This window comes from Methanobacterium formicicum DSM 3637 (assembly GCF_000302455.1).
Taxonomy (GTDB): Archaea; Methanobacteriota; Methanobacteria; order Methanobacteriales; family Methanobacteriaceae; genus Methanobacterium; species Methanobacterium formicicum_A.
In genome coordinates, this window is sequence record NZ_AMPO01000002.1 from 267,083 (window position 1) to 289,653 (window position 22,571).

At 34.1% G+C, this 22,571-nt stretch carries 20 protein-coding genes; 6 read left to right on the forward strand and 14 right to left on the reverse strand.

Features of this window, described 5'->3' with window-relative positions; translation table 11 throughout:
* Positions 1 to 63 precede the first annotated feature (63 nt).
* Together A994_RS03910 and A994_RS03915 are read right to left on the reverse strand one after the other, a co-directional pair.
* Positions 64 to 693: a Cap15 family cyclic dinucleotide receptor domain-containing protein gene (locus tag A994_RS03910; protein WP_004029988.1), complete on the reverse strand. Its 630-nt coding sequence runs from the start codon at positions 691 to 693 to the stop codon at positions 64 to 66.
* A gap of 3 nt (positions 694 to 696) precedes the next feature.
* Positions 697 to 1,605: a nucleotidyltransferase domain-containing protein gene (locus tag A994_RS03915; protein WP_004029989.1), complete on the reverse strand. Its 909-nt coding sequence runs from the start codon at positions 1,603 to 1,605 to the stop codon at positions 697 to 699.
* 372 nt (positions 1,606 to 1,977) lie between these two features.
* On the opposite strand from A994_RS03915, the gene A994_RS03920 reads away from it, so the two are divergent.
* Positions 1,978 to 3,864, forward strand: coding sequence for a site-specific DNA-methyltransferase (locus tag A994_RS03920; protein WP_004029990.1), 1,887 nt, complete (start codon positions 1,978 to 1,980; stop codon positions 3,862 to 3,864).
* A gap of 1 nt (position 3,865) precedes the next feature.
* On the forward strand, positions 3,866 to 6,793 hold the full coding sequence (locus A994_RS03925; protein ID WP_004029991.1) for a DEAD/DEAH box helicase family protein: 2,928 nt from the start codon (positions 3,866 to 3,868) through the stop codon (positions 6,791 to 6,793).
* 400 nt (positions 6,794 to 7,193) lie between these two features.
* Here A994_RS03925 and A994_RS03930 read toward each other — a convergent pair whose 3' ends face one another.
* Both A994_RS03930 and A994_RS03935 read right to left on the reverse strand, forming a co-directional pair.
* Positions 7,194 to 8,999 (reverse strand): hypothetical protein, encoded by a 1,806-nt coding sequence (locus tag A994_RS03930; RefSeq protein ID WP_004029992.1) that lies wholly within the window; start codon positions 8,997 to 8,999, stop codon positions 7,194 to 7,196.
* 40 nt (positions 9,000 to 9,039) lie between these two features.
* Positions 9,040 to 9,735: a tyrosine-type recombinase/integrase gene (locus A994_RS03935; protein WP_004029993.1), complete on the reverse strand. Its 696-nt coding sequence runs from the start codon at positions 9,733 to 9,735 to the stop codon at positions 9,040 to 9,042.
* 179 nt (positions 9,736 to 9,914) lie between these two features.
* Here A994_RS03935 and A994_RS03940 point away from each other — a divergent pair, with 179 nt between their 5' ends.
* Positions 9,915 to 10,925, forward strand: coding sequence for a hypothetical protein (locus tag A994_RS03940; RefSeq protein ID WP_004029994.1), 1,011 nt, complete (start codon positions 9,915 to 9,917; stop codon positions 10,923 to 10,925).
* A 199-nt stretch (positions 10,926 to 11,124) separates the two neighbouring features.
* Here A994_RS03940 and A994_RS03945 read toward each other — a convergent pair whose 3' ends face one another.
* The 9 genes from A994_RS03945 to A994_RS03985 form a co-directional block, all read right to left on the reverse strand.
* Entirely contained in the window at positions 11,125 to 11,421 is a 297-nt protein-coding gene (locus A994_RS03945) for a hypothetical protein (RefSeq protein WP_004029995.1), read from the reverse strand.
* A gap of 39 nt (positions 11,422 to 11,460) precedes the next feature.
* Positions 11,461 to 11,658 (reverse strand): hypothetical protein, encoded by a 198-nt coding sequence (locus A994_RS03950; protein WP_004029997.1) that lies wholly within the window; start codon positions 11,656 to 11,658, stop codon positions 11,461 to 11,463.
* A gap of 22 nt (positions 11,659 to 11,680) precedes the next feature.
* Entirely contained in the window at positions 11,681 to 12,478 is a 798-nt protein-coding gene (locus A994_RS03955) for an ArdC-like ssDNA-binding domain-containing protein (protein ID WP_004029999.1), read from the reverse strand.
* 370 nt (positions 12,479 to 12,848) lie between these two features.
* A complete protein-coding gene (locus tag A994_RS03960; protein WP_004030000.1) occupies positions 12,849 to 14,228 on the reverse strand; it encodes a tyrosine-type recombinase/integrase in 1,380 nt (459 codons plus the stop codon).
* Between the two features lie 545 nt (positions 14,229 to 14,773).
* A complete protein-coding gene (locus A994_RS03965) occupies positions 14,774 to 15,397 on the reverse strand; it encodes an MBL fold metallo-hydrolase (RefSeq protein WP_004030002.1) in 624 nt (207 codons plus the stop codon).
* A 91-nt stretch (positions 15,398 to 15,488) separates the two neighbouring features.
* The gene (locus A994_RS03970) at positions 15,489 to 16,292 is read right to left on the reverse strand and encodes a sulfite exporter TauE/SafE family protein (RefSeq protein WP_004030003.1); all 804 of its coding nucleotides are present in this window, start codon (positions 16,290 to 16,292) and stop codon (positions 15,489 to 15,491) included.
* A gap of 4 nt (positions 16,293 to 16,296) precedes the next feature.
* Positions 16,297 to 17,034: an MBL fold metallo-hydrolase gene (locus tag A994_RS03975; protein ID WP_004030004.1), complete on the reverse strand. Its 738-nt coding sequence runs from the start codon at positions 17,032 to 17,034 to the stop codon at positions 16,297 to 16,299.
* A 42-nt stretch (positions 17,035 to 17,076) separates the two neighbouring features.
* Complete coding sequence (locus A994_RS03980) at positions 17,077 to 17,295, reverse strand: AbrB/MazE/SpoVT family DNA-binding domain-containing protein (protein ID WP_004030005.1); 219 nt, start codon at positions 17,293 to 17,295, stop codon at positions 17,077 to 17,079.
* A 364-nt stretch (positions 17,296 to 17,659) separates the two neighbouring features.
* Positions 17,660 to 17,977: a DUF2769 domain-containing protein gene (locus tag A994_RS03985; protein ID WP_004030006.1), complete on the reverse strand. Its 318-nt coding sequence runs from the start codon at positions 17,975 to 17,977 to the stop codon at positions 17,660 to 17,662.
* A 295-nt stretch (positions 17,978 to 18,272) separates the two neighbouring features.
* Between A994_RS03985 and A994_RS03990 the strand changes: the two genes are divergently transcribed.
* Positions 18,273 to 18,515, forward strand: coding sequence for a hypothetical protein (locus A994_RS03990; protein ID WP_004030007.1), 243 nt, complete (start codon positions 18,273 to 18,275; stop codon positions 18,513 to 18,515).
* 309 nt (positions 18,516 to 18,824) lie between these two features.
* Positions 18,825 to 19,874, forward strand: a complete 1,050-nt coding sequence (gene cofH, locus A994_RS03995) for a 5-amino-6-(D-ribitylamino)uracil--L-tyrosine 4-hydroxyphenyl transferase CofH (RefSeq protein WP_004030008.1) — start codon at positions 18,825 to 18,827, stop codon at positions 19,872 to 19,874.
* A gap of 223 nt (positions 19,875 to 20,097) precedes the next feature.
* On the opposite strand, the gene A994_RS04000 is transcribed toward cofH, so the two are convergent.
* A complete protein-coding gene (locus tag A994_RS04000; protein WP_100222248.1) occupies positions 20,098 to 20,889 on the reverse strand; it encodes a peptidoglycan-binding domain-containing protein in 792 nt (263 codons plus the stop codon).
* Positions 20,890 to 21,583: 694 nt separating this feature from the next.
* On the opposite strand from A994_RS04000, the gene nudC reads away from it, so the two are divergent.
* Positions 21,584 to 22,423, forward strand: a complete 840-nt coding sequence (nudC, locus tag A994_RS04005; RefSeq protein ID WP_004030010.1) for an NAD(+) diphosphatase — start codon at positions 21,584 to 21,586, stop codon at positions 22,421 to 22,423.
* The last annotated feature ends 148 nt before the right edge of the window (positions 22,424 to 22,571 follow it).

The window sequence follows — 22,571 nt, forward strand, 5'->3', positions numbered from 1 at the left end:
TTTTCTTCGAGTGTATAAATTGAGATCACTGAGTTTTTCTCATCTCGTCATTTATTTGTAAAACTATTTTCCGACTTTTGTAAAACTAAGACCTCCATTATTAGAACTATCTCGTCCGGTATAGTATTTTCCTTCTAAACTTTTTAAATCTGAAGCTATAGTAATCCATCCTGTTCCATCATGCGAATGCATGGTTTCAATATCCGAAGTTGGGACGAGGTTATTCTCATATTGGTATGTTAACTCTTTGGCATTGGAATTTTTAGTGAAAAATGCACCAGTAACAGTTTTAGATTCTGAATTATCGGATTTAAACCTAATTTCCATTTCCTGCCATTTTTGGTTAATATCCATTGTTGCGGTTACAATAGTTCTTTCTTTTGTCTCCGTATCCTTAAAAGAAGAATTGATTATTCCTTCCCATTTCCCATTTAAATTAGGTATATTACAAAAAGGAATGAACGAACAATACTTCCATAAATAATCATTAAACAGCCAAAATAAAATATCATAATATAATATGGCTGAAAAATCTACAATATATCCTATAACAGAGTGAATTTGTCCTAATAATCCCTCAAAATGCAAACTGTGCCATATTGCTATTGAGACCATTGAAAATACTATACTTACTCCTATAAGTATAAGGGGGATGTACTTTCTTTCTTTAGAATCTGTTGAATAGGAGTGCATTTTTCACCACTCCTGCCAAAGATCGATTAATTCTGATAAAAATAATACACCATTTTTTAAATTCCATTGTTTATGTGTATCACCAAAAAGTTTGGTTTGTTCATCCTGACACACGAAATTTTTGTAGTCACCATTTGATAGAGAATCCACAATCCATTTAATGATATTTAAATAAGTAGTTGAATATTGATTTTGAAAAAGAGTGTCAGGGACATTATACAACAAGCATTCAACAAAAAACGAAGGTGCAATATTTTCTTTAATTATTCCTTGATTGACCATATAACTTCTAGCATTTTTAAAAAGTCGCACTGTTGGTTTATACAAATTATTTGTTTTGGATACTGAATTTTTATTAACTCCATTATCATAATGAATTTTAGGATAACTAATAATTTTATCCCCTAATTTTGTATAAAATATTATTCCTTCATAAAAATCTTGATCATTCCAGTTTACATAACGTTTATATTTTCGATACTGATTACAAACTATTACATCAGCATCTAATCTATTTGAGTCTTTTTTAATTTTAATACATTTATTTCCTTCAGAAACCATTGAATATCCAAAATATGCCTTTAAAGCATCAAGTACAGCATTTTTAAATTCCGGAAGAAAGTATGTAGCGTCAATATGCGCAGATTTATAAAGTTCCTGTTCTTTTGTGGATAATTCCAGAGTGTAGGGAGTATATGTTTTATTTAATTGAATGACAACATCAACATCACTTTCTCCACGAATGTTAGTGCTGTTTTTATAAGATCCTTGGAGATAGATTTCAGGATCTATTCCTCTAAGCTCATCACAGGCATCTAAAGCTTTTCTTACAGATTTATGTGTAGTTTCTGCGGTAACTATTGCACCTTTAGACGCCCAACTTTCTAATTTTGCTTCGGGTATCCCAACCATTTTTATATCCTCCATTAACAAATACAAACCTTATTAATAATTTATTTTCTTTAAAACCATTTGTATTACAATAATGATGGTGAATAGTAAATATGTTGTGGTAGTGAGCACTTGAGAACTAATTTATAATCTTGTGGATATGAATTAATTTTTAAGTAAAAAATTATCTATAAAAATATATTTGAATTATAATAATTTGTTGAATCTATTTTCCTCATAAAAAAATGGTTAATATCTATTTTTCATTCATTCTGCACTACTATATTGTAACTAATGTAATAATACCCATTTAATTATACATAATTTTAATACTAAATATGACATATACCAAGATAATTATATAACTTTATATTGGGGAAATGGTGATTGTAAATGTCTGATTCACTTGTAGAAGAATTGCCAAAAATAATAAAGCAGGGAAAACGAGAAGCGCAACGAATTTTAGAAGGACTTTCAAAATCTAATAGAATTACTTTACAGACAAATGAACTAGTTTTACCATCTAAGGATAGTTCGGGCTTGTTTAGAGGCCAAATAAAGGATATTAACAGTAATGAATGGTTTAACAGATTAATATATGGGGATAACTTACTTGCGATGCAGGCGCTACTGGCAGGAGATAATAATTCAGCCTCACTTCGTGGTAAACTTGATTTAATATACATTGATCCGCCATATGATTCAAAAGCAGATTATAGGACCAAAGTAGAGTTACCAGATGCTAATATTGTTCAAAAACCAACTGTAATCGAACAATTTGCGTATTCAGATACTTGGAAACATGGAACAGCTAGTTATCTCCGTATGATGGTTCCTAGATTAGTATTAATGCGGGAACTTCTATCTGAAAAAGGGTCTATTTATGTTCATATTGATTGGCATGTTGGTCATTATTTAAAGATAATATTAGATGACATTTTTGGAAGAGATAATTTCCGAAACGAAATTGTTTGGGCATATAAAGGACCATCGCCCGTTAAATCTACTTTTCAAAAGAAACACGATGTCATATTTTGGTATTCGAAGTCAAATGAATATATTTTTAATTATGAGGATATTTTAATCCCTTATGACGAAGCGACCTTAAAAAGAAGAGGATACTCTGAAACTACAAAAGGTGGCATACAATTTACTGGAAAAGACATCTCTGAATATGAAAAAGGACGAATTCCTAATGATTGGTGGGATGATATTCCATCTGGGGGACAAATTTCAAGAACTGAATTGGTAGGGTATAAAACTCAAAAACCTCAAAAATTACTTAATCGAATCATTAAGGCATCATCAAATGAAGGTTCAATAATAGCTGATTTTTTTGCGGGTAGTGGTACTACGGGTGCTGTAGCAGGAAAGCTCAACAGAAAATGGATAATGTCAGATCTTGGCAAGCCAGGGTGTATGATTACTAGGAAACGTATGGTTGACCAAGATTCTCAACCATTTTTATTTCAGTCAATAGGGGACTACCAAAAAGAGCAATATGAAAAGTCAGAATTTAGAACAATAAGAGATTTAGCCCATGTAATTATTAATTTATATGGTGCCATGCCTTTTCCAGCTAATGAAGGTGCCCCAGCCAACGCAGGATACCTCAAACAATCTAGAACTCTTATTGTGGTTGATTCCCCATCCAAAATGACAGGATACAATACTTTAAAACGTGCTCAAGAGTTCAGGAACTCATATGCAGGTGGGTGGAAAAAAGTAGTTGTTCTTGGATGGAACTTTGTCTCAAACATTGGTGAGATTATCACTAGTTTAAATGATAAAAATCTTGAAGTTCTTGTGATTCCAGCTGATTTACTTGATATCTTAAAGACAAAAGCTAAATATAAGAAATTAATTCAGTCAGGTAAGGTAAGATTCTCTTCACTGCAATATTTAACTGTAAAACCTATTCTGAGAGCAGAATATGATAAAAATAAGGATAAATTAATTATAGAGATGGAAAATTATGTTTTATTGTCTCCAGATGCTCTTCCACTTGATGATAAAAATAAGGCTATGTTAGAGAAGGTAATTACTGAAGACCCTCTTAGTCTTATTGAATATTGGAGTATTGACCCTGATTATGATGGTGAGGTTTTCCGTAGTAAGTGGCAGGATTATAGGCAGAATATTGCCAATGATAACGACCCGTTCAGGGTGGTCCGTAAAGCCGAATTAATCGTTCCCAAGGAAAATAGGAAAAGGAATGTTTGTATTAAGGCTGTTGATGTGTTTGGTTTTGAGAGTGCAACAGTTGTAGAGGTGGAATAGCATGTCTAGAATGACACATCAAGGGACAAAGGATATTCCGCTTCTTTTTGCTAAAGAATTGACAAAGAATGTTAAAAAGGCCTGGAAAGATGGTTCTTTTATTGAAAGTGTCAACCCAATAACTAAAGATTTGTTGAGGTTTTGGTTTGGTGATGCTTTTTGCGATATTCGGAATTTTAATTTTCATGAGGGTCAGAAGCAAGCTATCTTAAACACTATCTATCTCCATGAGGTAATGGGTGTAAGTAGTGTAATGGATATGTATCAATCTGTTAGTCCTGAGTTGCTTGGGGAAATGGACATTTTGGATTTGGAGAAAGAAAAATATAAACATCCTAAGTATGCTATTAAAATGGCTACAGGTACGGGAAAAACATGGGTTTTACATGCATTACTTCTTTGGCAGTTTTTAAATGCTAAAACTGAGAATGAATTTTCGGGAAGATATTCTAAGAATTTTTTGCTTGTTGCACCAGGTTTGATTGTTTATGAAAGGCTTCTTGACGCATTTTTAGGTAAGGAACAAATGGATGGAACTAGGAACTTTGATGAATCGGATTTTAAGATTTTTGAGAAGTTATTTATTCCTCCGGCTTATAAGGATATTATTTTTGGTTTTATTCAGTCCAATGTTGTTCGTAAAGAAGAAATAGGAACTAAGGTAACTGGAGAGGGTCTTATTGCTATCACTAATTGGCATTTGTTAGCTGGTGAAGAAGAAAAAAGTCTCAATAGGTCACCCATTGAAGACCCCAGTGAAGTTATTAAGGACGTTCTTCCTATTACTCCAGGATTAACAGCAGGTAATGCATTAGATTCATTAGATAATCATTATCTCAAAGGTAAGGAAATTGAATATCTTGCGAATTTGCAGGATTTAGTTGTATTTAATGATGAAGCTCACCATATCCATGAAGTTAAACGTGGTGGGGAGATATTTGAGGTGCAATGGCAAAGGAGTTTATTAAGAATTTCGGAGCCGAAAAAAGAGAAGTTTATTCAGATTGATTTCTCAGCTACTCCTTATAGTGTTACGGGTAGTGGTCAGAAACGGACAAAACATTTTTTCCCTTATATAGTAGTTGATTTTGACCTTAAAACTTCCATTAGGCATGGTTTGATTAAAACAATTGCTTTGGATAGGCGTAAAGAAGTTGCTACAATGGAATTAGATTTTAAGGCAACTAGGGAAGGTAATGATGTTGTTGGGTTGTCTGATGGTCAGAAAATTATGCTTAGAGCGGGTTTACAAAAGTTAAATATTCTTGAAAAGGAATTTATTGCTTTAACTGCTGATGAAAATGGTGTTTCCAGTAAACATCCAAAGATGATGGTTATTTGTGAAGACACTAAAGTGGCTCCTTTTGTAACTGACTTTTTAACTAAGTCAGAGGGTTTATCTGAAGATGATGTCATGGAAATACATTCAGACCGTAAAGGGAATATACCACAAAAAGAATGGAATGAAACCAAACAGCGGCTGTTCAATATTGACAAACACCAAAGTCCAAGAGTAATTGTCTCGGTTCTAATGCTCCGTGAAGGCTTTGATGTAAACAATATCTGTGTTATTGTTCCTTTAAGGTCCACTACATCATTCATTCTTCTGGAACAAACTATTGGTCGTGGTTTACGGTTAATGTGGAGAGAACCTATATTTGAAGAGGTTAAAACTGAGAATAGGATAAGGTTACTGGATAAAAAAGAAGAACCCCTTAATTATTTGGATATTCTAAGTATTGTAGAGCATCCTGCATTTATTGAGTTTTATGAAAAGTTAATTGATGAAGGTGCTGTGGGAACTGCTGAAAAACCACCTACTGGAAGAGTGAATATCTTAGGTGACATTATTAATGTTGGGTTAAGGGAAGGTTATGAGAAATATGATTTATATTGGCCTTTAATTATCCGAGAGAGTGAAGAAAACCTTGCACCTACCGAACTATCTTTTGATAATATGGAACCATTCCCTATTGCATTGGAAGACTTGGAGAATCTAATTCCTAAGGAAGGGGATGTTTTTTATTCAGAAGAAGTTACAGTTAGGACCCGATTTGGAGAATATTCAGTTACTGCAGAGATATTTACCGCCACAAGTTATAATGAGTTTCTGTCAAAATTAGTTAGAGGTGTAACCTCTATGCTGATACCCGTTGGTAAAAAAAAGAAAAAATCTTTCCCTAGGCTGCAGGTTAATACTGCAGAAATAGCAAAACTTACAGATGAGTACATACGACATAAGTTGTTTGAACAAGAGTTTAACCCAATGATTGATAATAACTGGAGAATTCTCTTTTTATCTGAGTCCCAAATCCTTTCTCATATCATTAAAAATGTCAGCAAAGCAATTTACGAGATGCAAAACAACGTTGATGTCACAGAAGCAGAAGTAATCAAAAAACCATTCTCAGATGTTGCGGAAATAAAAATGCGAGAAAACTTCTGCCTAGACATTTCCAAGGCCATTTATGAGAAATTAGCATACCCTTCTAATAAAGGAGGATTCGAAAAGGCATTCATAGAATTTGTTGACAAAGATTCAGAAGTTTATTCATTTCTGAAAATTAATGAAATTTACCATGACTTTGCTCACATAACCTATATCCGAGAAGACGGTCTTTTATCTCATTACTACCCTGACTTCTTAGTAAGAACATCTAATAAAGTGTACCTGGTTGAAACTAAAGCTCAAAAAGATGTCAACAATCCTAATGTGCAGCAAAAGCGAAGAGCCACTATTGACTGGATAGATAAAATAAACCAACTTAAACCAGAGGATAGACTATACAGTCAATGGAACTATGTACTGCTTGGAGAAAACACATTCTATGAGCTGAGTGAAAAAGGTGCCGATACCGTCGATATATTAGAGTATGAGAAGAAAACTAGGGGACAAATAGAAGGTACACTTGAAGATTATTTCATATAACTCCTATTTTTTTATTTTATCGATTGGATAAGAATACATCTCGAAATTTATCCATTACTAACGAAAGCCTGCCAGCAAGTCAGTACGACATGGTGAAAGTTGGGTTGATTGGGATCGTTGCATATAGGGTAAGGATTGATTTTTGGTTGGTTTATATTGTTATTTTTATGTATATTACATTTATTACTGTTTTAATGTTGTTTAGACTGTTAAAATGGGATACATTATTATGATTAATACATATTGGATAATAATTTGGCATTATAATCTAGGGTTAATTAACGAATATTTCGATTTAATACTTCGTTCTGCTTGATTGTGAGTAGTGCCAACTATATAATGCCAAATTATCCCATATTAATGCCTAAAAATGTTTTTTTTAGCTTGCTATCCAGAAACTTTACCTTATATAATTTTTTTTAATGAAGTCGATGATTTTAATTATATCCTCATCTGTTTCTATATTTAAATCATATTTGGAGAGTAATGCTTCATTTATTTCTTCAAATTTTTCTTTTTTTAAGTATCCCTTACTAAAAAACAAATTACATATAGATAGTATGACTCTTTTTTTATCTTTTGTTTCATTCCAAGGCTTAAACATGGGTAAATAAGCAACTGTCGAAGCTTCAACATCTTTTTCTTCAGCATATAAAGTTTTATCTTTAGTACGGTAACAGGTCCATGGAGATGTTTTGGTATCTCCAGTTTGTTCTGCGTGTACGTAACCTAAATCTACAAGGCCTCTTTGGTCATCCTTACCCCAAATTAATCTTTTCACAGCATCACGGCTTATATCTAGGGCTTGACTGATTTTTGCTAGTTTCATACCATAGTGCCCGTCTCCTGACCTTAAAGATTCTTTATAAAAGTCCTTATCCCATGTGGGGAGTAATTTTAATAATTCAAAGGCCTTTGCTGGTAAATATGTGGTTTGCATTTCTGAGATGTGTTCCCATAGTCGAGCTACTTCTAGGAAGTCTTCTAATGATGATAATAGCACTTTATCCATTATTTCTATCCTTTGGGATTGATGGATTAATGCTCTGGCTTTTACTAAGTTAGTGAAGTGCTTTATGTCGGTTTTGCTTAGCAATTTAACGTCTATTGCTAGCATCCACGGCACAAAAACTTCATAGTTTGATTCTATTATTTTGTCATAGAGTGCTTGTGCCACTTCAAATATGTCGTCATGTTTTAATGATGTTCCTACTACGTCTAAAACTATGAATTCTTTGGTTTCTAGCTCATGTGCCTCATCTTCATCAGGGTTTAAGTGTAATAAGCGTCGGTTTAGCTCTCGGTCTGTAAGTTGCTTTGCAGCAGTTACTATTACAGTATTTTTGCCTTTAATTTCTAAGGTAACAGCTTTTTTATCATCGGATACTGTCATATGTTTAGGTTTTACTATTTCCGTATCTGTAACGGCTTTAAGTGTTCCAATTGCTTCTTCACTATCTAAAAAGTCATTGATTATCATATGATTGTAATCTTCCCGGAAAGCCTCCTGATGATAATAAGCAGCTTTGGCACTCATGGAACTTGTATTAATTAGGAAACGATTTGGTGTAATCATGGCGGTTTTATTGGCTAAACTCGTCTTACCAGATTCAGTACTACCGACAATAATTACATTTACAGGTTTACCGTTCATCACATGTTTTGTGAATAGTACCAGTACTAAAATTTCTTTGTTTTCTACATCTCCACAATGTACTAAATCCAACACCCCTATAAAATATTCTAATGGGTTACTCTTTAAAATAGAGTTAGCCTGTTCTTTTATAGTTTCATCGTAATCATCAAAACTACTAATTTCTTCTAATTCTTCTGTCTCCTCTTTTGTTGTGCTTTTTGGAAATAGTCCACTTCCTAATTTATTGGCAACTTCAACCATTTCAGAAAGAAATATTGCTACGGTTTCTGACGGAATATCTGGAAATTTATTTTTTATTATTTCTTTCAAAAGCTTATCCCGTCTCATTTTTCGCACATTTATTGGTTCATCATTTACGACTGCAGCACCTACATATCTTGGTGTTCTCTCTTTTTCCATGACTTTCCACTGGCTGTAATTTTTTTTCCCTTCCCTCCAGTGGTCAAGAAATATCTGCAAATTACCCATTTTGATATACCCAAAACTTCGACCATTATGATTTTTTAATGGTTTGCTAGCTCTAATAAACGTCAGATCGTCAAAACTCATTTTATATCACCTATAAAAAAAAATGAAAAGAATAGGCTCCTTAACCTATTCTCATTTCGTCCAAAAAATATTTATATTGCTCTATTGGGACTTTCAATACCACTTCTTCAGGAGCGGAACTTATAAAAGCTTTTTTGTAGTCGGATATGAGAGCTTCTCTATGACATGCTACATAGGAAATGGTAGATGGAATAATCTTATGCCCTAAAAAAAGCTTTATTATTTCATTCGGAATTCCAGCAGAAGTCAATCTATCGACGAATAATTCTCTAAGGTGTTGTGGTTTTATGTCTAGTCCCACTTGATCACCGAAGTTCGTTATATTTGCTGTAACTTCTTCTGGGGTTATTCTCTTTCCATTAAGCCCTACAAATAAAGGTTCATTCTGGTCAATTTGTCTAGAACCTTTCCTAAGGTAAAGAGAGTCCATTATGGCATGAATTGTTTTGGGAGTACTGAATGTAACATAAGGAGCACCTGTTTTTTTATTATATAGTTCCCAAGTTCCTATAATATCATCACGGCTTCTTATTTGCTCATATATCTTATTTATACGGAAGGGACTTGTTGAACTACCCTGGAAATAATCTGCTATGCTCGATAAGAAATCAAAATAATCGAGTTGACATAAGTCAGCAACTCTCATTCCACTGGTTCCCATTAGCCACATCATTGCATTTTTGTGTAAACACTCACAAGTCATAACATCTTCAGTTTCGTATATTTCTTTTTTCATATTTTTTTCCTCCTTCTAGGCTTATGCACTATTGATTCAACCAAATTTGATTTTTAATACTGACAAATGAGTGCATTCCTAGAAGTTTTGTAAAATTAACTAAGTATACACAGAAGGATCAATTTTAAGTGGAATAATTGTGTAAATATACACAAAAAGAAAAAACTGGGTGAAACATTTTGGGAAAAAAACTGAAATTGGAGGATTTTATTAAAAATTTATTGGAAGAAGGCCCACTATCTTATACCGAGATCATTACCCGAACAATAGCGAGTTCTGAATATGTAAATGTTCCTAAACGAGATATGAGTTACAATGCAATTTTCAATAAGCTTTTAAAATTAAAAATCATTCAAATAGAAGAGTATGAATTACCAAAAGATTGGGATCCTGAAGCAATCAATGCTAAAAGATTACAGAGTATGAATATTAAAAATGTAATATTTAGTATAGTAAAAACAGAATCATTAGATATATTTAACTTAATTAAGCAATTAGACACTGAGAACTATAACAAAGCACATAAAGAACTAAAATATTTATTTAAAAAGAAAATTAAGGAATTTGAAGCCAAAAATCAGAATAAATGGGATTCATTAGTTAATCAGATTGTTGTTAGAGATTTAAGAGATGAAGAGTTATTACAATTGGAAGGAGAAACAGAAGCACTTGCTTTTCGAATCGCTCAATCAGAATTATATAATGAACAAGAACAAGAAATTTATGGTATTTTAGAAAAAACAGACCAATATCAGGAAAAAATGCCAGAAATTAGAGAAAAATATAAAAATACATCAGCATATTTCATTAAAAATCCCAAAACCCAAAAAAAAGACATTCCACATTACATAAAAGACATAATTAATACAGTTGTAGTTTTGGACCCATCAGATAATCCCATACGGCTTATTGATGAAGATAAAGAATATGAAGATGTTTATTATGTAAAAAAGGTTTCTTTAGATGGTAAAATTGACAAAGAAATGTATTTGGAATCATTGGGCTATGTAAAGCCGAAAAATATGGATGATAGAAAAATTGATAATTTATTTGAGGATATATTATTCTATATTAATTCACAAGAGCCGAAAAATCCAGCTATGCACAAGTTAGCACGAGCATTAAGCAATCAAGACCAATCTATGGTATTTTTAGAAGAAATAATAAGCCTAGCTACTGGAAATGGATAAGATATACTAATTAATTGAATCTATTTTCTCTGATCTCAAATTAAAAATAATAACAACCCCACCATCTATAAATGTGCGTATCTGGCTTACTGGCTTGCGTTCTGGCATACACACGGGCTAATGAGGTGGATAGGTGAAGGGCTATTTTTTAATATTTATCTTCAAAAGAAAAAAAATATGCCAGCTGCTTGCTGGCTGGCTAGCGTTTAGGAACTCTTTTTGAGTATTTGAATATTTTATCGATGCACAAAGGGCAAAGACCAATTGTTTTATATTCCCAAGCCATGGTGCTGTTCCGGATTCTAAATTTAGATCCACAAAGTTTGCATGTAACTACCTCAAATTCTTCATTTTTGTTTCTATTTCTTAGCTCATAGATCCAAGGAATGCTACAGAATGCTAGGGCTGCTATTAGTCCACATATGTCTCCGAATACATATCCTAAGCTACAGATGAGGCCTGTAACCCCTAGTCCAAATCGTGTATTTCTGTCCATCTTTTCACCTTTTTTTTAAATTATTTCATAAAAAAAAGATTATGGAAAATCCTCATCTGATTCTGAGCTTTCCATGTCATCACTGGAGAATGAACTGGTATCAAAATCATAGTTATAGTCTTCATAGGATTCTAAATCGTAGTTAGTGTCATAGGGTTCTTCACTGCTCAATCCAAATCCTATTAAGCAAATTGCTATTAAAAATCCGATAGCTAGGGCTAGTGCTGCACGAATCATATTATAACCTCCCAAAAAAAGTTTAAGAGAGACTTTCGATCTCTCTAATTATAGCCTCTGCGGTTGAGATTACTCTTTTGCCTCTTCCTCGAAGTTCTTCTATGCCACTACTCCAAGATCGGATATAATATTTTGACTTCTCATTTTCCAAACCAAGATATGTAGTTACTATATAAGAAACAGCTTCAGCTTCAATTTCCTTTAGAGCCTTATTTATTTCTTTACTCACATGACCAAGCTTGTAGTGGGCGATCTCGTGAATAAGAGTAGCTACCATTGCAGCTTCACTATTTTTGGGAGCAACTAAAATGCGATCTTTATTTACGTTGCCATTAGAAGTACCTGCATACTTTACAACAACAGGTAATGGGCTGATTTCTTTTATCTGATCAAAAGAAATATCACCTTTAACCATTTCAGGGTGTCCAAAATCCAAGTTTTCGCCCTCGGTCTGATTAACATCGAAAACATTCACGTATTTGAATCCTTTAATAAGGTAAATGTCTTTTTCAGTCTCTTTGTCCTTAACCTTTCGTGTTAGGGGAGCTAAAATACGAATGCATTTCTCTCCTTTGCACACAGTCCGGCCAAGTTTCTGCCATTTCCTAAATCCAGCGAGCATGCTTACCTGTGGATACTGAGCCCATGCGAGGATGATATTATTTATACTGTATTGATGCAGCCCTAAGTTTGAGCTCCAACGTTCTACAAACTCTAACAGCTGCTCCGGGTCCTGACATAAATTGTCAGCAAGTTCATCCAACTTTTCTACTAAGTAACTGCTCAGTTCCTTACCTTTCAGTTCTTTTCCTATTTCCATCTCATAACACCTCTTTTTTTATTTAATTCATTAATTGAGGTATTAGAGCAAAAAGAGAGCTAGCAAGAAATCTATTGCCGAACGCAGTGAGGCAAGTAGGGGGGATGGTGGTCGGGGGTGGGAGGTGAAAATAGTGAGAAAACAAGAGCCAGCAGTTAAGACAACATAATGACATACACGATTGTCGAGCGACAGCGAGACATAAATCCCAAGCGACCGTCAGGGAGCGCGGGAGTGCTTAAATGCCTAGAAAAAGAAAAGGAAACGGATATTATTCCACAAACATAGAATGCATGACATGAGTCTGTATAAAAAGAGAAAATGTATTATTTAATGTTAACTATTTTTTTGGGTAAAAATCATCAATTTGTTAAATATCTTCATGTTTGGATTCTGTTTCTGTCATTATCATTGAATGTTTAATAATTTGGTCAATATAATCTTCATCCTTTTCATTTGGAACTGTGACTTTATTGATCTTCTTAATGACTTCTTCTCTAAGCTCTTTTAAACGTTCTTTTAATTGTGGAATATCTGACTTAGAAAGATATCCGTCCTCAATTGTTCCATTCTCAAGTTCTGAAATAGCTTCTCTTACCTGATCTATTTCTAGATTTAACAACAAAATCTGTCTGAATTCATTTTTCATGTTCTTAGATTCTTTTTTACTTTCATTTAATTTATCATTAAGTTCTCTAAATTCTTTAGTTTCATAATCCTTGACATTTGCTTCATCTAATGAAAGAGCAGGTAATGCGTCGATATACATCGTTTTTAAATCGTCAGGATTAGCCTGCCAATAAGTTCGATCCATATCAGTAATTTTATGTCCAGCCATAAAATCTGCTATAACTTTTTCTCCTTTTTTGTTGATGAAGGTAGAAATGAAATATTTACGAAGGGAATGGCTTCTCCAGAAGCTATAAGCGTTTTTTTCTTTCTTAAAACCAGCTTTTATTCCTGTATTTCTGAAATTTGTTACAATACTGTCTCGAGACATTTGACCTCCATATTTACTTGCAAAGATGTGCTCAGAATTATTCTCAACTCTTATATTTTCATTACGTCCGTAACAACGTTCTTTAAGGTAATGAATTATTTCTCTAGATGCTTCAGGAGGAATAAATGTAATGTAACTGTATGATGTTTTTTGACGGGTTATATTGAGAGTTAAAATTTCTTGTAGGATTTCATCTTCAAATTTAAAGAGGTCATATACATCGTCAATTTCTTTACCTATTGCACTACTTGCACATTCTATGAATTTTCTTATAGTCAAATCTCGAGCTTCTTGTTGACCCATTCCTGTCATGGCCATTAAATATATTAAAGCTCTTTCACGGACTGCTGCAGAATTAGCTAGTTTTTTAACGGTTTTACGATTTAAAGGTCGACCAATATTTTTTTCTAGCCCAATATCTCCACTATCTAATTTTATATCTGCAAGAGTAATATCAAACGATAAGTAAAAAGATCTAACGGCTGCAAAATATAATTTTGTTGTTTTTTTAGATTTACCTGTATCTTTAAGATATTTTTTATATTTTAAAAGATAATCGTAAACTTTGGATTTTATAGGTCTTACTCCACTTTCTTCTTCATTATCTGCTTCTTCATATAATTCAAATGGAGTCTTACCTATGAGTTCACAATATTGTTTAAAAGCTATTAAATAAGCTGATTGTGTTCCTTCCCCAATGTTACGTCTTAAAAACCATTTTTCAATTATTGCAGCATCTTCCCCATTCATGATTATTTTTATTTAAATCATAATATATAAATATATTCGAACTTATGCTTAGATATATCATGGTTTAACGAAGTAAAATTATTAAACTTTTAATATTTTATTATTATGTTTATTTTTGTGTACTGGTAAAACAAAAATCATTGAAATCGCTGTATTTATATCTTTGAGGCTATATGTACTGGATCATTTACGGTGGTTTTTTAAATTTTAATTTTACCGTGGTGAAACAACTGATTTTTTTTTAAGACACATTTTTTTTGAGATAAATTTTGGTTAAATATTCAATATTCCATCCATAATTATTTGATTCCCTAATTTTTTAATCAATTTTTCATATAACTTTGACAGTAAGTAAAAGATTACAGTATAACTTCATTATGCCCCAAAACTGTGGCAATATTATAATAATAGAACCACAGATAATAAATGGGGTGCACTGGTGTACTTCATGTCTACCTCAAGATATTCCTGCCAGTGCATCCTATCTTATTATGAATTAGTTCCAGTAAGGAAACTTCCTTTGATAGGGTAAATATTAGTCTATTTTAGAGTTCGATTTTCCCATTTACATTTATAGGTTGACCATGGGCCGGGCATACCCATTTGAATTGGTAATGGTTGATTTTATCAATGGATTTTCTGGATAATTCCTCATTCCAAACCATCAATGAATTCATTGGGCTTACTTTACCATGGGATGTTTGAATTAAGTCCCCTGCAAATAACACATCATTATACAGGAAACTTACATGACCTGGAGTATGTCCTGGTGTAGGTATAACTTCCAATCCTCCAATGGTCTCTTCTGGTGAGAATGGAATGATATTTTCCGGTTTTCCCGTACGCATAATGATAGATACCAGTCTTTTTATTCCTGGCCTCTTTTTTTCACCATAAATATAAGGTATATCCTCAGCTGATGCATGTACTTCTGCACCGGTTATTTTCTGGAGAAAAACCAGGCCCCCTATATGATCCACATCGTGATGAGTCAGGAGAATATGTTTTATATCATCTGGTTTTATATCCAAACCCTGTAATTCATTTAAAATACCTTTACCCTGACCAGGACGTCCAGTATCTATTAAAATAGTTTCCTCACCCTGTATTAAATATGCATAATTTCCTTTAGTTGAATCCAAAGCATATACACCATCAGTTACTTTCATAACTATTCCTCCAGTTATTAAGTTTTAATCATGAGTTTATCTCACAAGTTCAATTCCAGTTCCAATTTAGTAGTAATATTCTTTATTAAAGCTATGCCAGTATCATGGCCAGTCCCATTACCAGACTGATGGTCAGTATCACCGGTACGTAGATCTTCTCAAAGGTCTGTGGGTTGATTTTTTTGAGTAATTTTGGTCCGATAAATGCTCCTACTGCTGCTCCTCCAGCCAGGAGAATAATCAGGGTAATATCCAATCTTCCCAGGAGGAAATAACCACCGATACCAGTGAGGGAGTTGAAGATGAGTACAAAGACGGTGGTACCCACCACAGTCATGGCGGGTAATCCTAAACTGTATAGGCCAGCGCTGACTGGTGGTGTTCCACTTATACCGAAAATTCCGGCCAGTAATCCAGATGCAACTCCAAATAATGAAGCAAGAAACTGCCGGGGTCTGGTTAAAACTACGGGGTCATTTTTGGAACTGGTCTCTTTTTTCACTTCCTCCTCCTGATTTTTATGTCGTTTGATGAAACTTCTTAACATAGGAATCATCATCAAAAGCATAAACACCCCTAAAAATCTTCTTAACATGTCCGAGGGTATCAAGTTAGCCAGGTAGGCTCCGATGAGTGTGCCTGCAACTCCACCTGCTCCCAGTATAATCCCAATTCGCAGGTCAACGTTACCTTCACGGTAGTGGCTGAAGGCCCCTACTGCAGTGGTGGGTAGTACTGATGCCAGTGAAGTGGCCACTGCCACCTGAGTGGGTATTCCAAATACCAGAGTTAAAACCGGTACGTACAGTCCACCTCCTCCACCACCCAGGGTTGAAACCAGAAGTCCGATTAAAAATCCAAAGATGGGAATGAAAATTTGACTAAAATCAATCATTCCCTTAAACCTCTCCAGTTATCTCTTCTATTCTGGAATGAAAATCACCGGTATAAAGGCCCCCATGGTAGGTTATCACGTATTCCACATCAAGATCTTCGAATTTTTTAAGGGATTTAACAGCTTGTTTAAACTCTTCATCATTTAAAATCTGTGGATTAGGCCCGGTTAGCTGGCCGTCAGCGATGTTCATTGCATCACCGGCGATGAGGGTATTACCTGCTTCACAGTAGAGGCATATGTGTCCCGGTGTATGGCCTGGTGTGTGTATTACTGTGATTCCGCCACAGCAATCCAGTTTTTCCCCATCACTCAGGGTTCGGTTAACTTCGGCATTGGTAGTGGAGAATATTTCCAGTACTTTTTCCTTCTCATCAGGGTTTAAATGGTTTATACGCTCCATGAACCTGGAATTCAATCTCACCAGTTTCTTTTCACCCTGTATATATGGTTTGTCCAGCGGATGGGAGAGAACTTCCACACCCGGTAATTCATTGATGATTTCTTTTACACCACCAATGTGGTCAATGTCCTGGTGGGTGATTATGATTTTATCCAGTTTTTCGAAGGGAACACCGGCTTTTTTCATGGAATTTTTTATGTTTTCAAGGCTTCCAGGTCCACCGGCATCAACCAGTATCACTGTATCCTCATCCCATAGTAAAGTAGGGTAAACAACGGTTTCTGGCCCGGTGAGTTTCATTGATAACTCTAAAATTTCTATTCCTGGTGCAATATTCACAGTTACACATCCTAAAAATTTTAATGAATTGAATCATTTAATTTATTCAATTTCAAGGTCATCCAATATTTTAAGGGCGTATTCCCTCATTAATTCCTCTTTTAAAAGCACCAGTTTTTCATTTTTTTCTTTACCAAAGACTACCAGGTTATCACCTGGTTTTATATTAAATTTATCCCTGGCTTCTTTAGGAATAACGATCTGTCCACGTTCCCCAACTTTAACCTTTCCAAAAAGATGATTATCCATATAACTTCCCATAAATACATTCCTCCATCATTTTTTTACAAATCCAGTAGAAATTAAATATAAATTTTCGTACAATTCATATTCAAACATGTATTTCATACAATTCATATTTATGTTTTACTGAGGATATACTAAACTAAAAAAGATATTATAAATGAAGAAGAAAAAAATGATATAATAAACACTCATAAATCAATAGAAATGCATAAACTCATTAAAACGGATTTAAAAAGGCAGATATTCCTGTGAAAGTAAACTTGAACTATAATAACTGGATTTGTACATTCAAATCATTACTTTCAGCATATGATTTGATTTACATTTAATGATGAAACTACTTTTTAGAGGTACTTATACTTAAGGCATTTTTAAATAATCATTTATTTGCCTTACCATCTCTACAGAAATATCGTCCGGGTAAAGAGTCTTTCAGTGTATATTCTTTCCAGACATAACATTCATTACATTTACAGACCTTTTTTGTATCAATATCCTTACAAATAGCTTTCCCAGTGCTGCAATAAACTCCGGGAACACGTTCAGCATCCATCCGCATGGGACTGTCCAGATCTTGCTGGGTTATCAGTAACATGATTTTTTGTTTATCTTTAACACATTGGCTTTCTATTTGTACAGCACACTTACCACAAAGGCATTGGTTGATGTTTTCCATTGAAAATTCAATTCTCCCCATATTATCCCCCTCTCCACATTGGTTACTCCTGAAGAATTTTTAAAAAGAGTGAGCTCCTTCAGCTGTAATATTTTCCTCCGTTTAAGTTTTATCTATCTATATATTCTCATTAAAACCTCTTAAATATAATCTGCATCAATCGGTTTGAATTAGTTTGGATGTTTTTTATTTAACCAGACAAATTATATGATTTAAAATAGTAAATAATTATAATGGATTATATTAAGACATCTATAGATTTATAGACATACACTTCAAGTGTAAAACAGTTCATAAAAGGGGAACAGGCGATATAATGAATGGTGAAATAAACTTTGCAACAGATATCAATGGCCATAAGGTTTGTAAATTTGAGGATGACAAAATTGCAGTGACTATTGTCCTTAAAAAAGATTACTCTGATGTTGAAGCTAAGCTCCGAGATGTTGATATACTCAAAGACATCGAAAAAGCCTTAGAATCAGTCACTGTAACTGATGAATTTAAAGAACTAGTAGATAGTTATGGTTATCTATCCATTGACAAAATTGAAGGTTAAATCAATTTACAATTGATTTGAACATTTGATTTACACTTAATTTTTTTTATTTATTTTCGTAATATTTATGAACACCTAATTTTATTTATGTGATATTATACTGGTTTATGTACTCTAAATTCCGATGAACAGTAAATCATCCCCAAAATGGCAATAATTTTTTATTACAATAATTTCTTAGGAGAGAAAGTACTGTTTTTCAGAGGTAAAAAACTACTAATTATATATTGTATGATGGAAAAGGTATGGCATAACCATTAAAAATTCAAAAATATCTATAAAGTAATTTCAAGTCAGGAGCCTAAAAATATGATTAAAGACATTTACGAACGTTCTTTAGCGGGAGAGATCACCAGGGATGATGCACATAAGCTGGTAAACTCCAATCCTTTTGAGTTATTCGACACTGCAGACCAGTTAAGACAGGAAATAGTGGGTGATGAAGTTACCTTTGTGGCTAACCGTAACATTGACATCACTGATCACTGTATCATTGGTTGTACATTCTGTTCCTTCAGAAATAATATAGGATATGAACTAACCACTGAAGAAGTTTTAACCAGCATTAAAGAAGCCGTTGATGTAAATGCCAGTGAAATCTGTCTTTTTGGTGGTGTAATGCCCCACATGACTGTTGAATATTACTGCGATCTTTTCGAAGCAATTAAAGAAAATTATGATATCATGCTTCACAGTATGTCTCCAGTGGAAGTTTTCCATGCTGCCAAGGCATCTGAAGTGAGCACCCAGGAGGCACTGACTTCATTTAAAAGTGCAGGACTGGATAGTTTAACTGGTGCTTCAGCTGAGATACTGGTGGACAGTGTACGGGCCAAACTCTGCCCTAACAAGGTTTCAACACAGGAATGGGCTGATATCATTACTGAAGCTCACAATTTAGGGATTCCCAGCACATCCACCATTATGTACGGTAGTATAGAAACCTGGGAAGACCGTATAGAACACTTAATGATACTAAGAGATATTCAGCGTGAAACCGGTGGCTTCACTGAACTGGTACCAATGACCTTCCTGGGAAAAAACAACATCATGGGACAGCAGTCCAATGGTGCCAGTGGTCTGGATGATCTGAAATTACACGCAATTGCCCGGATAATTCTGGGAAGGGATATTCCCAATATTCAGGCATCATGGATTAAAATCGGTACCAGAATGGCACAGATGGCCCTCTGCTGTGGTGCTAATGACCTGGGCGGCACTATGATGGAGGATCTCATCTCCATTGCTGCTGGTTCATCCCATGGTGAATATTTATCCAGAGAACAGATGCATGCCACTATTGAAGGTGTAGGTCGTATCCCTGTGGAAAGGAATACATTGTATGAAAGAGTGAATTAAAATATCACCTACAATACATTATTTTTTTGAAAAACACATTTTTTATATACTTACTTTTTTTTGATCTGATTATTTTTTTAAGTTATTTTTAACCTATTCTAACCTATTTTCTAACTTATTTTAAGTCTACATTTTTTTATAAAAAATAATTAAATCAGCAGTTAGGGGCATTGTACTGCTGATCGGAGATTTTTAAAGTATTGCTTCATTACTTGCTTCTTTATTAAGCATTACTTGCTATAACGGTTACCGAAGAATCATCATGACTGGTGGCATAGTAACGGTTTGAATAACCATTACCTTTGTAGTCATAGTCAACCCAGCTACTACCATCCCATATCTCAACGGAACGGTGGTTTGCAGAATAACTGTTTGAGTACTGGATTATTCTTGCTGTGTAACCTTCCGATATTAATTGATTGTACAGGATGTTACTGTTTTCCCAACAATCACCGGTTCCTTTTCCACTGCTCCATCCATCAGTACCTGATGTGTAACCAGTGGAGTAAGAACTACTAGAACTACCTGAGCTACTTGAGCTACTGGAACTACCTGAGCTACTGGAACTACCTGAATTGGAGCTACTCAAGCTACTTGAACTAGCAGAAGATGATTTGTTTCCATTATACACAGCTTTATTTGAGTTGTAGTTAGTTTCACTGTTTGTTGAATGGGAATAATCACTTTTATCTCCAATTTTGAGTTTTCCAGTGGATATAGCCTTCATGTAGTGAAGGGAAATATTTCCAACAATACCGTCTTGTTTTATCCCAACATATCCCTGGAAATCTTTAACAGCTTGTTCAGTGTAGTTACCAAACTCACCATCAATGGCACCAGTGTAGAATCCCTGGTTCTTAAGCCATTTCTGTACTTGGGTAACATTATCTCCAGTCATTCCTAATGTCAAATTTTGATCTGTACTGGCATTAGTCACGATGGTACTTCCACTATCTGTACTTTCTGCAGCTCCCACAGCAGGGATGGCTACAAAAAGTGCACACATAACAATCATTATTGTCTGTGTGAATTTTCGCCTAATTATATCGCCTCCTTGTCCCAAACCTTAAAAGAAGTGATTTGGGACTGGTTAACACACACCATTCATTGATCATCTTATTTAAAGATTTCGGTTTATTTTTATTATTAAAGCGATATCTAAGCTTATTTTTTTAAAGTAAGACCATTTAGAAGTTTTATTATTGTCATTAATTGAAAGAGAACAATTTATGCTTAATTTAGAAAAATATTCTTGAAATAGGACTAAATTCATAAAATATTAATTCATATTCACGCATATTAAGAATACTCAGCATTACATTCTTATTTTGATCCTAACTAATCAAAGCACTGGAACCCCATTAGCATTTCCACCTTTTTGAAGTAAAATAAATTCATATTGAGTTTATAATTTTAATTTAAAGTGTTTAAATCTCTTAATTAAGAATTTATAAAATATTGTTGATTATAAATGGATTTACATGAATATAAATTGTAATTGATTATTATTTTTTTACGTATCTATATTTTTGTTATAATCTAACACCAGATTTACTAAAGTTAATTGAATTATTGATTAAAAATAATCAATAAAAAATTAGATCGATATAAAATCAACGAGCCCCAAAAATTTTGTACTTAATAAAATTAAAAAAATAGTAAAAATTAAAATAGTAAAAATTATTTATTCCTCTGGAATAACATTAAGTATGCAGCGGGAAAGTATTTACAAACGGTACACACCAGAATCCACACCCAATAAGAAAAATACTGAAAAAGCTTACTGGTTTCTTTTTAATTCCCATGAAATCCTGGTGGAACTTACCAGTAATAACCAGGTTGTGATTCCTTTTTCAAAGAATTTAGGTAAAGTTAAAATTTCACCTGAAAGCATCCACTACCTTGGTACCTTCAATGGTCATCCCTGTTATTCCGGGGAACTTGAAAATGGAAATGTTGCCCCTGAGGGAATGGTTTTCGAAGATTTACGTTCACTCTATGACCGGGTCGATGAAGATATCTACCTTTTAGCAGGCAGGGCATCTCAGATTGTCAACTGGGACAGGACTCATCAGTTTTGCGGCCAATGTGGTACCCCTACAGTAACCAAAGATGATGAGATGGCTAAAATTTGTCCGGTGTGTGGTTTTATTAGTTTCACCCGTCTTTCACCAGCGGTGATCACTGCCATTATCAAGGATGGCAAACTACTCATGGCTCTGCACACTCGTACCCCCGGGGATATGTATGGACTCATCGCAGGGTTTGTTGAGCCAGGTGAAACCTTAACCGAAGCAGTGCAGCGAGAAACCCTGGAAGAAGTGGGTTTAAAGGTGAATAATATAAAATATTTCGGAAGTCAACCCTGGCCCTATCCTAATTCCCTGATGATTGCTTTCACTGCAGATTATGAAAGCGGTGAAATAGAAGTAGATGGTAAGGAAATAACTGATGCCAGGTGGTTTGATCCAGATGAACTTCCCCGAGTACCCTCCAAACTGAGTATTGCTGGAGAGCTCATAGAATGGTATCTTGAAAATTACAGATGACAACAACTCACCCTCCCAGTTCCTTTTTTATTTAAGGATCATAGTTACTTTAAGGACACTGACTATCTTAAATACAATAGTTACTTTAAGACCATTTTTATTATTTGACAACCCTTATTCTAATCACCAGGGGACATATTAAACAAAA

Coding starts and splice junctions, on each gene's coding strand:
- A994_RS03910 (WP_004029988.1), bottom strand. CDS start 693: ATGCACTCCTATTCAACAGATTCTAAAGAAAGAAAGTACATCCCCCTT.
- A994_RS03915 (WP_004029989.1), bottom strand. CDS start 1,605: ATGGTTGGGATACCCGAAGCAAAATTAGAAAGTTGGGCGTCTAAAGGT.
- A994_RS03920 (WP_004029990.1), top strand. CDS start 1,978: ATGTCTGATTCACTTGTAGAAGAATTGCCAAAAATAATAAAGCAGGGA.
- A994_RS03925 (WP_004029991.1), top strand. CDS start 3,866: ATGTCTAGAATGACACATCAAGGGACAAAGGATATTCCGCTTCTTTTT.
- A994_RS03930 (WP_004029992.1), bottom strand. CDS start 8,999: ATGAGTTTTGACGATCTGACGTTTATTAGAGCTAGCAAACCATTAAAA.
- A994_RS03935 (WP_004029993.1), bottom strand. CDS start 9,735: ATGAAAAAAGAAATATACGAAACTGAAGATGTTATGACTTGTGAGTGT.
- A994_RS03945 (WP_004029995.1), bottom strand. CDS start 11,421: ATGGACAGAAATACACGATTTGGACTAGGGGTTACAGGCCTCATCTGT.
- A994_RS03950 (WP_004029997.1), bottom strand. CDS start 11,658: ATGATTCGTGCAGCACTAGCCCTAGCTATCGGATTTTTAATAGCAATT.
- A994_RS03955 (WP_004029999.1), bottom strand. CDS start 12,478: ATGGAAATAGGAAAAGAACTGAAAGGTAAGGAACTGAGCAGTTACTTA.
- A994_RS03960 (WP_004030000.1), bottom strand. CDS start 14,228: ATGAATGGGGAAGATGCTGCAATAATTGAAAAATGGTTTTTAAGACGT.
- A994_RS03965 (WP_004030002.1), bottom strand. CDS start 15,397: ATGAAAGTAACTGATGGTGTATATGCTTTGGATTCAACTAAAGGAAAT.
- A994_RS03970 (WP_004030003.1), bottom strand. CDS start 16,292: ATGATTGATTTTAGTCAAATTTTCATTCCCATCTTTGGATTTTTAATC.
- A994_RS03980 (WP_004030005.1), bottom strand. CDS start 17,295: ATGGGAAGTTATATGGATAATCATCTTTTTGGAAAGGTTAAAGTTGGG.
- A994_RS03985 (WP_004030006.1), bottom strand. CDS start 17,977: ATGGGGAGAATTGAATTTTCAATGGAAAACATCAACCAATGCCTTTGT.
- A994_RS03990 (WP_004030007.1), top strand. CDS start 18,273: ATGAATGGTGAAATAAACTTTGCAACAGATATCAATGGCCATAAGGTT.
- cofH (WP_004030008.1), top strand. CDS start 18,825: ATGATTAAAGACATTTACGAACGTTCTTTAGCGGGAGAGATCACCAGG.
- A994_RS04000 (WP_100222248.1), bottom strand. CDS start 20,889: ATGATTGTTATGTGTGCACTTTTTGTAGCCATCCCTGCTGTGGGAGCT.
- nudC (WP_004030010.1), top strand. CDS start 21,584: ATGCAGCGGGAAAGTATTTACAAACGGTACACACCAGAATCCACACCC.